This window comes from Acetobacterium sp. KB-1, from assembly GCF_003260995.1.
Lineage (GTDB): Bacteria > Bacillota > Clostridia > Eubacteriales > Eubacteriaceae > Acetobacterium > Acetobacterium carbinolicum.
The window spans coordinates 1,548,593-1,562,011 of record NZ_CP030040.1 but is presented as its reverse complement, the minus strand read 5'-3'; the positions used below and the strand labels follow the sequence as shown (position 1 = coordinate 1,562,011).

Below are 13,419 nucleotides of genomic sequence, written 5' to 3'. Positions count from 1 at the left end.
TGGCGTGTTTGGCTGGACACGATTTGCAGTTCGGATAAATTGAGTCTTAAATAAAGCTTGTTTCAAGGTATCCCCTGGTGATAGAATTTACAAATCTTAAAAAATAGCATATAATATTGAAAGAAGAAAAGAGTGAAAAAAATGCGCAAATACAATAGAGAGTGGGGTGCAATATGACAAGTCAGTTAGATAAAGATAATCTGCCTGAGCATATAGCCATAATCATGGATGGAAACGGCCGTTGGGCAAAAGCAAAAAATCGACCCCGTTTATTTGGCCATAATGCCGGCATGAAGACATTGAAAAAAATTGTCCGGGCATCCTCAGATGTCGGCATAAAGATAATTACGATGTATGCTTTTTCCACTGAAAATTGGAAACGGAGTCCCGAAGAAGTCACGGGGTTGATGAATATTGCGGTTGAGTATTTCCATAAAGAAGTTGGGGAATTACATGAAAACAATGTCAAAATCAACGTCATTGGAGACATGAACGGGTTAACAAAAAAAGTTCGGGAAGCCGCTGTGAAAGCCATGGACACCACCGCTAAAAACACTGGCCTGGTACTTAATATTGCCCTGAACTACGGGAGCAGAGACGAAATTGTCCAAGCCGTGAAGGGCCTTATGGCCCTGGGGATAAGCCCGGAAGCGGTGAGCGAAGCCCAGATCAGCGCGCATCTTTATACCAAAGGTCAGCCTGATCCGGATCTGCTGATTCGAACCGGTGGGGAAAGTCGGCTGAGCAATTTTATGCTATGGCAGATGGCCTACTGCGAATTTATGTTTACCGACATTTATTGGCCAGACTTTGAAGTCGCAAATTATTATGAAATGATCGCAAATTATCAGAGAAGGAATCGTCGTTATGGATCGGCCGAGTAGCAGTTTGGAGAGCCGCCGGGCGGAACGATTAAGAGGTGCGAGCAGACGGGCTGAAAAGAGTTCCATGAAAACCCGAATCTGGACCGGGGTTATTGGTCTGCCGCTGCTCATTATTATTTTGTATACAGGGGGATTTATCCTGGTCATTGGTGTGTCCTTTCTGGCTTTTGTCGGGACGATGGAGTATACCCGAGCTGTCAACAAAATGATTCACCCTAGAATTAATGTCTTTCTGATGATTATTTTGTCGATTATGCTAATGGTGACCATCAAATTGGATTATTATTTTCTGATGCCGGTTTTGCTGGTAGCCTTTATTATTATTTTCTGTTACGAAATTTTATCGGGAAATGTTGAGATTTCGCGCGGTAGTGCCACTTTGATGGGGCTCATATATGTACCGATTATGTTTGGTCATCTGTTTCTTTTTGAAACTGTCAACAAAGGCGCCTACTATATGTGGCTGATTTTTGTGATCGCGTTCACAACCGATACGGCAGCCTATTTTATTGGGAAATCCATCGGCAACAGAAAGATTGCGCCCCTGATCAGCCCCAAAAAAACCATCGCCGGATCGGTTGGCGGAGTCATTGTTGCGGCACTGAGTACCATCCTTTATGGAACCATTTTAAGTTCTTACTTTAGTTTTGTTTTGCCCTGGTATTTATACCTGATTGTTGGCGTTTTTGGAAGCATTGCCGGACAATGCGGGGATTTGACAGCATCGATGATCAAGCGCAAAGCCAAAATAAAAGATTTTGGCACCATTTTGCCCGGTCATGGTGGAATTTTGGATCGCTTTGACAGCATCCTCTTTATCATTCCTCTTATTTATATTTTTGCCAAATTAACCATTGGCATCGCGTAGGTGAAAATTTGAATTTATATACGATCCTTATTACATTGCTTATTTTGTGTGTCTTAGTGATTGTTCATGAGCTGGGACATTTTATGGTGGCAAAAAAAACTGGCATCTTCGTCGAAGAATTTGCTATCGGTATGGGACCAAAATTATTTAGTAAACAAGGTAAAGAAACACTATTTACCGTTCGAGCCTTTCCAGTCGGGGGATTTTGCAAAATGCGGGGCGAAGAGCCAGCATTTGATGAAGAAGGCAACCTGCTTCCTAAAGATCCCAATATCCCCATCGATCCCCGCAGCTTTGAAGCAAAAAGCCGGGGTGAAAAGCTGCTGGTGTTAGTGGCCGGTTCGGCCATGAACATTATCTTTGCCCTTGTCTGTCTGATTGTGGTGGCCTTATTTACCGGTCACACCAACATCTTTGACGCCATAGGTACCGCCTTTTTAAATACCTGGCGGTTTTCCGGTCTGATTTTTCAGAGCTTCGGGATGTTGTTTACGGGTCAGGTGGGCTTGGATCAGCTGGCTGGGCCGATTGGAATGGTATCGATGGTCGATACCTTTTTGCAAAGCGGGTTGGTTATTTTGCTGGCCTTTACCGCCATGTTAAGTGTCAATTTGGGGATTATCAACCTGTTTCCACTGCCAGCCCTGGATGGTGGTCGAATTTTTATCCTCCTGATTGAAATGGTGGTGCGTCGGAAACTCAGTCCGGAATGGGAATTAAAAATTAACTACTTTGGATTTATTGCCCTGATTGCCCTGGCGGTCCTGATTGCTGTGAATGATATTATGCGGCTGGCAGCATAGGAGAACGATGTGAAAAAACGAAAAGAAACCCGGGTGGTGAGGATTGGAGCAACTGCCATTGGCGGAGAAAATCCCATTGCCATCCAGTCAATGACCAATACCGATACCCGAAACAGTGTTGCAACAATTGCTCAGATTACGGCTCTGGAAGCCGCCGGGTGTGAGATTGTCCGGGTCGCAGTTCCTGATGAAGCGGCGGCCCAGGCTATTACTGAGATAAAAAAAGGAATTCATATTCCGCTGGTGGCTGATATTCACTTTGACTATCAACTAGCCCTGACCGCTATGGAAAATGGGGTTGATAAGTTGCGCATTAATCCGGGTAATATTGGTTCGGAAAAAGGCATTCGGGAAATTGTTGCGATGGCGACCGAACGCGGCATTCCGATTCGAATTGGGGTGAATGCCGGCTCCCTGGAAAAAGAAATTCTAGCCAAAAATAAGGGTCGAGCTACCCCGGCCGGGATGGTCGAATCAGCGGTACGGCACATCCGAATTTTAGAAGATGCCGGCTTTGATAACATCGTGGTTTCAATGAAGGCTTCAGATGTCCGGTTTACCATCGCGTCTTATGAACAATTTTCACAAAAGTATGATTACCCCTTGCATCTGGGGATCACCGAGGCTGGAATCCTGCGAAGCTCAGCCGTTAAATCGGCGATGGGCATCGGCTATCTGCTACTAGATGGGTTAGGGGATACGCTGCGCGTGTCGATAACTGGCGATCCGCTCGAAGAAATTGATGTGGCTCGCGATATTCTTAGCGGCATCGGTCTTTACAGTGGTCGACGACCCCGGGTGGAAGTTATCTCCTGTCCCACCTGTGGTCGTACCGAAATTGATTTAATCGGCATTGCTAAAGAAATCGACCGGCAGCTGAGAACGGTTGAAAAAGACCTCCGGGTGGCTGTGATGGGGTGTATTGTGAATGGTCCCGGCGAAGGCAAGGCGGCTGATATTGGCATTGCCGGGGGAAAAAATAAGGCGGTGCTATTTAAAAAGGGTGAAATTATAAAAAGCATTGCCGAGGATGAAATCATCTCGGTATTATTAGAAGAAATAGAAAAAATGTGAGGCGAGATCTTTGAGTATTTTAACCCGACGACAAGAACGATTTAAGAAAATAATAGCAGACTATCATCTGATCACCGATAGTATAAAAATCAATTCCGCTAAAGAGGAATTGATTTTTAAATTTTCAAGTCCTAAAAAACAAACCGATACCGAATTTATAAAAACCGCAATGCAGGAAATTTTTGATTATGCAAAAGCCTTGCAAGTTGAGGTTGCACCCCTTAAATATCAGGATGGTAAGCATCTGTTGGCCACCGATAGCAAAGGGGTCTGTCAGCTACTGGTGGGGATCAATCAAAAGATTACCAACATCCTACTCATTAATACCTTGATTGCCGAAGGCAATACCTTTTATGTCAGGGGACGATCCACTGGTGAACTGGATGGCGAAGCACTGGCGATTTTTTCCAGTCGTTTCAAGCGATTAATCGCCGAACACTATGGTCTGGAAGCCGAATTGGTGGTGCGTTTCACCGATGATGATTCAGTGGCCCAAAAAAGTCAGCAGGATCTGGAAAAACGATTGGCTGCCATTAAGCCGGTTAGTCCCAGTTCAAGTGGATCAGCGAATGGCTCCAACCAGGCCAAGCTTCCCAAGGCTGAAAAACCGGGGGATGTGGTCACCGGAAAAAAGATAACCCATACCTGGGAATGGCTTAAAAATGTCGATTTTAATATCAATGGCGAATCCGAAGGTAAAAGTCTGGTTATTAAGGGCTGGGTTTTTGGGGTCAATACGCGGCCGCTAAAAAACAATAAGACCCTGCTGACCTTTAATATTACCGACAATACCAACAGTATCACCTGTAAAATCTTTACCGACAAAGAAGAAGTCATTGCCGGCATTAAAGAAGGCGGTTGGTATCTGGTTGAAGGTAAGATTAATTATGACGAATATTCTCAGGAAATGATGTTTTATCCCCGCAATATCAACCTTTCCAAAGAAACCATTAAAACCGATGATGCCCCGGTCAAGCGGGTGGAGCTTCATCTACATAGTCAATTCAGTGCCATGGATGCGGTCAGTAAGGTCGAGCAGATTATGAAGCAGGCTTCTAATTTTGGGCATGACATCATTGGCATTACTGACCACGGAGTGCTGCAGGCTTATCCGGAAATGATGGAACTGGGACGAAAGAAAAAAATCAAAGTGCTCTATGGGGTCGAAGGTTATCTGGTTGAAGATCAGCTAAACATGGTTTATGGCGATCAGGATCAGGATTTCTGCGGCGAATTTACTTTTTTTGATTTAGAAACGACCGGTCTGGTGCCGGGAAACCACAAGATTATTGAAATTGCTGCGGTGCGGATTAAGAATAAACAAATTGTCAATAGCTTTTCGACGTTGGTGAATCCCCATTGTGAAATACCGGCATTCATTACTAATCTGACCAATATTACCAATCAAATGGTGGCTGATGGGATGGAAGAGCGGGAGGCGTTGGAGCAGTTTCTGGAGTTTGCTGGCGAGACCATTCTGGTGGCCCACAATGCTGCTTTTGATATGAGCTTTTTAAACAAAGCTTTAGCCGACCACGGCATCAACCGTGAAAATACGGCCGTTGATACCCTGGCGATGTCCCGGTGTCTGCTAACCCAGATTACCCGGCATAACTTAAAAAAACTTTGCTCTTATTTTAAAATTGCGATTCAAAATCATCACCGGGCCCTTGATGACGCCGCCGCCTCGGCCAAGGTGTTTGTTAAGCTTCTGGATCTGGCTGAGAAAAAAGGTTGTACCTCGATCCAGACCCTTAACACCCTGTCCAGTCGGGAACGAAGTATTCGCCTTAATGCCACAAATCATATTATTATTTATGCCAAAAATCAGGCAGGAATCAAGGATTTGTATCGCCTCGTTTCCGAATCACATCTGAATTATTTTTATAAAAAACCGCGTATTCCTAAGTCTTTACTGGCGGAAAACCGCGAAAACCTCTTGTTGGGCTCGGCCTGCGAAGCGGGAGAATTGTATTCAGCCCTGGTTCATAACAAGTCGCAGGATGAAATTCAGCAAATCGCCAGCTTTTATGACTATCTGGAAATCCAACCACTGGGAAACAATCAGTACCTGATTGACAATAACAGTGTGCCGGATCAGGAGGCTTTAAAAAAAATTAATCTGCGGATTATTGAGCTTGGCAAAAGTTTGAATAAGCCGGTAGTGGCGACGGGCGACGTCCATTTTGTCAATCAGGAAGATTCCCTTTACCGGGAAATTTTGATGACCGGTCAAGGTTTCAAGGATGCCAGCAAACAGCCGCCGCTTTATTATCGGACCACCCAGGAAATGCTTAATGAATTTGACTACCTGGATGAGAAAACCGCCCGCGAAGTGGTGATTGATAATCCCCGCATAATTGGTACGATGATTGAAGAAGTGCTACCGATTCCTGATGGCACCTATCCGCCAGTCATTGAAGGGTCCGACGAAGAAATCCGTGAAATGGTGGAAGGTCGGGCCAGAGAGCTTTTTGGTCAACCGCTGCCTGAACTGGTCGAAAAACGGATTAAAAAAGAATTGGATTCGATTATCGGAAACGGCTACTCGGTTCTTTATCTGATTGCCCAGAAGCTGGTTTACCATTCCATGGAAGACGGCTATCTGGTGGGCTCCCGGGGTTCGGTGGGGTCTTCCTTTGTGGCCACCCTGTGCGGAATTACGGAGGTGAATCCGCTAGCCCCTCACTACCGTTGCCCCAGTTGTAAACATTCCGAGTTTTTCAACAGCACCGAGGTTGGGGTGGGACCGGATTTAAAAGATGCCAATTGTCCCCATTGTGGTGCCAAGCTTGATAAAGATGGCTTCGATATTCCCTTTGAAACCTTCTTGGGCTTTGAAGGTGATAAAGAACCCGATATCGACCTTAATTTTTCCGGCGAGAACCAGGCTGAAGCGCATCGCTATACTGAGGTACTCTTTGGCAAGGGCAAGGTTTTTCGGGCCGGAACGATTTCCACCATTGCTGAAAAGACCGCCTTTGGGTTTGTCAAAAACTACTATGACGAAAAAGAAATCAAAGCGACCCGAGCCGAACTGGAACGGGTGATTTCGTGCTGTGCGGGAGTCAAAAAAACCACAGGTCAGCATCCCGGGGGGATTATGGTCGTGCCAACCTATAAGGATATCTATGATTTCTGCCCAGTACAACGTCCGGCAGATGATACCGAAAGCGATACCGTTACCACCCATTTTGCCTACGAGTCGATCAGTGGCCGTTTGCTAAAGCTAGATATTCTGGGCCATGATGATCCCACCATGCTCAAAATGCTTAAGGATTTTACCGGCATCGATCCGGTTGGGATTCCTCTGGACGACGAAAGAACGATGAGCTTATTCACCTCCACCAAAGCTCTGGATTTAAAAGATAATGATTTTGAGTCACCATTGGGGGTTTGTGGGATTCCTGAATTTGGGACCAGTTTTGTTCGGGAAATGCTTTTAGACACCAAACCGACAGCCTTTTCTGATCTGATCCGGATTTCCGGATTATCCCATGGAACCGATGTGTGGTTAAATAACGCTCAGGACTTGATAAGGGATAAGAAGGCTACCATCAAAGAGGCCATTTGTACCCGCGATGATATTATGATTTATCTGATTTATGCCGGGTTAGAAGCCAAAACCGCCTTTACGATTATGGAAGCGGTGCGTAAAGGGAAGGGACTAAAGCCAGAATGGGAAGATGACATGAAAAAGAACAAGGTGCCGGGGTGGTATATTGATTCTTGTAAAAAAATCAAGTACATGTTTCCCAAGGCTCATGCAGCCGCTTATGTTACAATGGCTTTTCGGATTGCCTGGTACAAGGTTTATTACCCGCTGGCCTATTATGCCACCTACTTTTCAGTACGGGCCAGTGAGTTTGATGCTCAGCTCACCAGTCAGGGAAAAGGTGTGATTGTGGATCGGATGAATCAGATTAAAGAACTGGGGACGAAGGCCTCCAACAAAGAAAAGTCACTCTTAACGGTGCTGGAGATTGCCCATGAAATGATGTGCCGCGGCTACAGCTTTAAAAATGTCGATGTCTACGAGTCCCATTTTAACCAGTTTCGGATCATTGGCGATACGTTGCTGCCACCACTCAACGCCCTGGAAGGGATTGGCGACAAGGCCGCCCAGCGCATTTATGAAGAAGCTCAACTTCGCCCCTACATGTCCCGGGAGGACTTGCAGAACCGCACCAAGATCAGCAAATCGGTCATTGAAACGCTGGAAAAACAGGGGTGCTTAAATCAGTTGCCGGCGTCAAATCAGATTGCTTTTTTCTAGTAAAGCGATATTGTCGGACTTAAGAAATAATAAAAGAATAAAGATAGCAGTTTTGCTGGAATCAGGGTTGGGCAAAATCTGTTTTTATGCTAAAATAAGTTAACTATTGGAGAGCGAGGAAAAAGATTTGGCTAACTACAAGACTGGGCTGGAAACTAAGCATAAAATTTATGTAACAGCAAAACAATTATTCTATGAGTATGGGTTTGTTAAAACAACTTTAGCAGATATTGCCAAAGCGTCGGGAACAAATAAGGCGATGGTGGCCTATTATTTTAATAACAAAAATAATCTGGCACTTGAGGTTTATAATGAATACATGGTGGCGAATAAAGTCAAAACGCAAAAAGCCATCGATGAAAAGTATCCCGGTTGTAATGCGGTGATAAAAACGGCAATCGAATATCGGGTTCAGAATCGTAACTGTCGCTTAAATCGCCATTTGAATCAATTTTATCATGAATTGTGCGATACTAATATATTGATGAAAACAGAAAGTGCCTCGGTTGGATTTGTCGAAAACATCAACCGGTCTTACAAACTGGGACTTGATCGGCTGGAAGTGAAGGCATTAGCCCTTGCAAACTTGGCCGTGGTTCATGGGCTCCACGTCTCCTGGGGGGGTGGGTATCTGGATTGCAGCAGCGAATATCTGGCCGAGTTGGAAATTCGTTTGCTGTTTCAGAGCCTGCGGTTTGATAATGATTTTATTGACCAGTGTATAAAAGAGTCGCGGGGAATGATTGGTGCAATTAACCTTAGGGTTGAAAAAAACTTTACAGTGGTAGTTGCAGCATAATAGCTTCAATACCGTAATTAAATAGGGAATGATGGTAAAAAGATCAGTTCGATTGCTAAAAACGGCAATTGTATTGATCTTTTTTTAATGTCAAAATCAGAAATGCTCAGATCGCACTACGCGTGTCAGCTTCTTTGTCGGCGTGTATGAACGGACAACAATAAATATGATTAATAATAGTTTAAACAAGGATAATCTCTTTGTAATGCTAACGTTTAAAAAGATAATAGATAAAAAAATACGATAATAATGGATTACATCAAGCGAATAAAGTCTTAATTATAGTAAAATAAAATAAATAACAAAAAATGCGAATAAAATGAGTGACAAATAAATCAGATGATGGTAATATAATCTCAACAAACCAAACGCGATTAATATTTGAAAGGCGGTCCAAATCGTATTGTACAAGCAGTCAAAAAACTATTTTTAAAGGAGTGAAAAAATGAGTGAACAAATGAGCGGACAAAAAAACAGTAATGTGTGGGTCCAGATAGCGGCCTTGTCGGTTGCCTTGCTGATGTACACAACCAGCATGACGACTCCAGCCCTGGGTGAAATCGCAAAAGCGTTTCCAGATGCGGCCCCAGAGACCATTAAGTTATTATCCACAATTCCTTCTCTGATGATGGTGGTCTTCGCATTGGTCGCTGGTAAACTAACCCAGTACATCAGCATCAAAAAGATTATCTCTATTGCTATGATCCTGATGTTCGTCGGCGGGATTCCATCTGCCTTTGTTGGCGATCTGCAATTTATGATCGTGATGCGATTTGTCTTCGGTGCTGGATATGGTTTAGTCTTCCCGATGGCATCGGCAGTTGTCGCAGACCTCTTTACTGGACAGCAGCAGAACAAACTGATGGGCTTCAGAAGTGCCGTTGGGGCGGCGGCAGGTGTCGTGTTCCAGATGATGGGCGGAATCCTGGCAGCCTATAACTGGCGCTATTCTTTTCTGGGTTTTCTACTCATCATCCCGATTGCCCTACTAATCTGGTTTAAATTACCGGATACGGGTGTTAAGAAACCAGAAAAAACGCCTGAATCCGGCATAAAAGAAAAGAAAGTGACATCAATTTCGTTTATTCTGGCGTTCGTCTGTTTATTGGTAAATGTTGTTCAATTCAGTTTTATGACCAATATTGCCATGGTTATTCAGTCTGATGGGCTTGGCAACGCAGCCCAAGCGGCCACCGTCTTAACGGTTTTTACGGGTGCTGCCTTTGTATTGGGACTTTTGTTTGGAAACACCGCAAAACTACTAAAACAATTCACGGTTCCATTTGCTGTCTTAACAGTGGGTCTGGCATTTGTCGTGTTAATATTTGCAAACAGTATGACAATGCTGATTGTTGGCGCAGTCATTTTTGGGATGGGTTTTGGTACCTTTAATCCGGCCATTACAATTGCGGTTGCAAAAAGCGCGGCAAAGCCCAAATACGCAGCGGTTGCGATCTCTATTTATGTCAGTGCAACCGGGATTGGACAATTTATCTCACCTTATGTACTGAAATTCACACGTGAAACCCTGAATTTAACGGCTACCCGGGCGGACTGGCAAATTGCCGCGGCAACCTTAATTGTTGGTAGTGTGGTTTCAATGGTATTGGTTGGGATGTATAGTAAAAAAAGCGATGAAGTCAAGCAGACGGTGTAACATCACCATGTAAAAAAAGACAACCGTAAAACGCGGCGCGAGATACGGTTGTCTTTTTTTGATTATGAGAAGAATAGAAAACAGTAACGCATTAAAGCTTGACTTCGTTAGATCCGTTTTGCTACTGCTCGGGCCCAGGCATCCACAGCCAGCACATCACCAAGGTCTGGATTTGAAATGACCGAGTGTTTTTCCATCACCAGCCGGTTAATTCGGGGAATATCTAAAAAAGTAATCCTCTGATTTAAAAATCGGGCCACCGATATCTCATTGGCGGCATTGAGGGCGCAAGCCATGGTTCCGCCAATATCAAGGGCGTCGTAGGCCAGTTGTAAACAGGGAAAAGTAATCAGATCCGGCGCTTCAAAGCTAAGTTCCCTAACCTTTCCAAAATCCAGAGCCTGGCGGTTATTAGCGATCCGATCCGGATAGAAAAAGGCGATTTGAATCGGCAGCGCCATGTCCGGCATTCCCAATTGGGCGATGGTGGAATGGTCGATGAACTCCACCATCGAATGAATGATACTCTGGGGATGCACCACCACATCAATTTGATCATTTTTCAGATTAAATAGCCATTTGGCTTCAATGACTTCCAAACCCTTATTCATCAGGGTTGCTGAATCAATGGTAATTTTTTTGCCCATCGACCAGTTAGGGTGTTTCAGAGCCTGGGCTAAGGTAACGGATTGCAGTTGTTCCCGTGTTTGGCCCCGGAAAGGCCCACCGGAAGCCGTGATGATGACCCGGTTTATTTCTTCATGCTTGTTTCCCATCAGACATTGAAAGATGGCACTGTGTTCACTGTCCACCGGTAGTAGTGAAACCCCTGCTGCTGCCACTGCATCGATGATGATCTGACCACCGGCTACCAGGGTTTCTTTATTGGCCAGGGCAATATCAATGCCGGCACTGATGGCAGCCAGGGTCGGCTTAAGCCCAATCATACCCGAAACCGCAGTGAGGAGCAGATCGTTTTCTGATGCCGTTGAAACCGCGATGAGCCCCTCTAAACCGGTGACCACTTCCACCTCCGAGCCCTTTTGCTTCATCCGTTTTTCCAGCAACAGTGCGGCGTCTCCATCCATCACACAAACCAGGCGGGGAGCATAGATATCAATTTGTTTTTCCAGCAAATCAATGCGGGTGTTCGTGGTTAAACCGACAATATTTAAAGTGTCACTGTTTTGTGAAACGACTTCCAGAGCCTGGGTTCCAATTGAACCAGTCGACCCAAGGATACTGATATTTTTCATAATTACCTCTTTCACACGCTTAATTCTACAAATAATTACTAAAATCATATAATATAATTCTTAAAAATAAAAGACAAATTAAGCAGATGGAATTGTATTAGAATGAAAGCAGTACCGACAATTATTACATCATGTTGTATGCATCAAGGCGGTCACGGTAAAGCCTGTCCGAGCTTGCCGCATACAACAGATTAATAATTGATCGTACGGGATCTTCAAATTGCTTGAAAGCCGTTTAGTATTAGTTGTGTTTGGTTTATTCCATGTCACTTACCAGTCATTTCAATAATGTATCTCAAACAAGAGAAAATTTCCATTTATTCAGCCATTTCTATGGCATATAATCATGTAAACGAATAAAATTTGGAGGTATTCTTATGGCAAAAACCTATTATTTTCCACCAGTCGTCATTATGGGACCGGGTGCAATTGAACTGATTACACCTGAGATCAAACGGCTGAACGTGAAAAAAGCTTTAGTTGTAACCGATAAAGTACTTGTAGAAGCCGGTATTGTAAAAGACGTACTTGATGTATTAGATGGAGCAAAAGTTCCTTATACTGTTTTTTCAGAAGTTAGACCCAATCCAACGGTTGCCAATGTAAACGCTGGTCTTTTAGTACTACAAGACAACGAATGTGATTTTGTAGTGAGCGTTGGTGGCGGATCACCTCAGGATACCGCCAAGGGGATTGCTATTCTGGCAACCAACCCCGGGGACCTCAGAGATTACGAAGGCGTTGGCAAAACAGCTAATAAATCATTGCCGATTGTGGCGATTAACACCACCGCCGGCACCGCCAGTGAAGCGACGATTAACTATGTCATCACCGACGAAGCGCGTAAACTGAAAATGGTTATTGTTGATCCTAACTGTTTGGCTACTGTCGCGGTCAATGACCCGGTTTTAATGCTGAAAATGCCAAAATCATTAACTGCAGCAACTGGTATGGATGCCTTAACCCATGCGATCGAAGGCTACACCACTGCCGGTGCCTCCCGATTTACGGATCTCTTTAATTTAGAAGCCATCAAAGCCATTTCCGGCAGCTTAAGACAAGCGGTTGAAGACGGTGACGATCTGGATGCCCGTGATGTCATGGCCTATGGTCAGTTTGTCACTGGTTTGGGCTTTTCCAACGCGGGGTTGGGAATCGTTCACTCCATGGCGCACCAGTTAGGCGGCTTCTATGACCTGCCTCATGGTGTTTGCAATGCCATTTTGCTTCCTTATGTAACGGCGTTTAATGCCGATGCCGTCGGTGATCGGTTAAAAGACGTGGCTCAGGCGATGGGTGTCGACACCAGCCGTCGGGAGCCAAAAGAAATTAATATCATGGCCATTGATGCCATCAAAAAACTGTCCAAAGATGTCGGTATACCGACGGGACTCAAAGAAATCGGTGTTAAAGAAGAGGACTTTGGCGAATTGGCAGATCTGGCCCTGGCCGATATCTGTACCGGTGGAAATCCCAAATGCCCAACCAAAGAAGATGTAATATCTATTTATAAAGCGGCTTTTTGAGACCTCTATTTTAGGGCAGTATAAGGCTTATACGCGTCAATGCGAATAATTCGTCTCAAACAGTCATAAAAAAGACATTAAAAAAGATATTCCTAATTTTGGGAGTGTCTTTTTTCTTTGGAATACTAAAATACGTCGCATTTATCTTCCTTTTATACAAAATACTTTCAAGTTATTTTATTATTTTTGTTTTAATTGAAACATGAATATGGTATAATACAACCGTTACAAAAACAATAAAAATTTAAAGTAAACGTAACAACAAATAGACAGGGT

General features: G+C 44.2%; 9 protein-coding genes. 8 read left to right on the top strand and 1 reads right to left on the bottom strand.

Annotated features, from left to right (window positions below):
- Window positions 1-173: 173 nt before the first annotated feature.
- From DOZ58_RS07175 to DOZ58_RS07145, 7 genes are all read left to right on the top strand, one after another.
- Window positions 174-884, top strand: coding sequence for an isoprenyl transferase (locus DOZ58_RS07175; protein WP_111887687.1), 711 nt, complete (start codon window positions 174-176; stop codon window positions 882-884).
- Complete coding sequence (locus DOZ58_RS07170) at window positions 868-1,752, top strand: phosphatidate cytidylyltransferase (protein WP_111887686.1); 885 nt, start codon at window positions 868-870, stop codon at window positions 1,750-1,752. The genes DOZ58_RS07175 and DOZ58_RS07170 overlap by 17 nt, the downstream gene beginning before the upstream one ends.
- An 8-nt stretch (window positions 1,753-1,760) precedes the next feature.
- Window positions 1,761-2,555 (top strand): RIP metalloprotease, encoded by a 795-nt coding sequence (locus tag DOZ58_RS07165; RefSeq protein WP_111887685.1) that lies wholly within the window; start codon window positions 1,761-1,763, stop codon window positions 2,553-2,555.
- Window positions 2,556-2,564: 9 nt separating this feature from the next.
- Entirely contained in the window at window positions 2,565-3,629 is a 1,065-nt protein-coding gene (gene ispG / locus DOZ58_RS07160; RefSeq protein ID WP_111887684.1) for a flavodoxin-dependent (E)-4-hydroxy-3-methylbut-2-enyl-diphosphate synthase, read from the top strand.
- A 10-nt stretch (window positions 3,630-3,639) separates the two neighbouring features.
- Window positions 3,640-7,905: a PolC-type DNA polymerase III gene (locus DOZ58_RS07155; protein ID WP_111887683.1), complete on the top strand. Its 4,266-nt coding sequence runs from the start codon at window positions 3,640-3,642 to the stop codon at window positions 7,903-7,905.
- 127 nt (window positions 7,906-8,032) lie between these two features.
- A complete protein-coding gene (locus tag DOZ58_RS07150) occupies window positions 8,033-8,704 on the top strand; it encodes a TetR/AcrR family transcriptional regulator (RefSeq protein ID WP_111887682.1) in 672 nt (223 codons plus the stop codon).
- A 445-nt stretch (window positions 8,705-9,149) separates the two neighbouring features.
- The gene (locus DOZ58_RS07145; protein ID WP_242988630.1) at window positions 9,150-10,361 is read left to right on the top strand and encodes an MFS transporter; all 1,212 of its coding nucleotides are present in this window, start codon (window positions 9,150-9,152) and stop codon (window positions 10,359-10,361) included.
- A gap of 107 nt (window positions 10,362-10,468) precedes the next feature.
- Here the strand turns inward: DOZ58_RS07145 and DOZ58_RS07140 are convergent, their stop codons facing one another.
- Complete coding sequence (locus tag DOZ58_RS07140; protein WP_204355507.1) at window positions 10,469-11,620, bottom strand: 1-deoxy-D-xylulose-5-phosphate reductoisomerase; 1,152 nt, start codon at window positions 11,618-11,620, stop codon at window positions 10,469-10,471.
- A 374-nt stretch (window positions 11,621-11,994) separates the two neighbouring features.
- On the opposite strand from DOZ58_RS07140, the gene DOZ58_RS07135 reads away from it, so the two are divergent.
- A complete protein-coding gene (locus tag DOZ58_RS07135) occupies window positions 11,995-13,143 on the top strand; it encodes an iron-containing alcohol dehydrogenase (protein ID WP_111887680.1) in 1,149 nt (382 codons plus the stop codon).
- The last annotated feature ends 276 nt before the right edge of the window (window positions 13,144-13,419 follow it).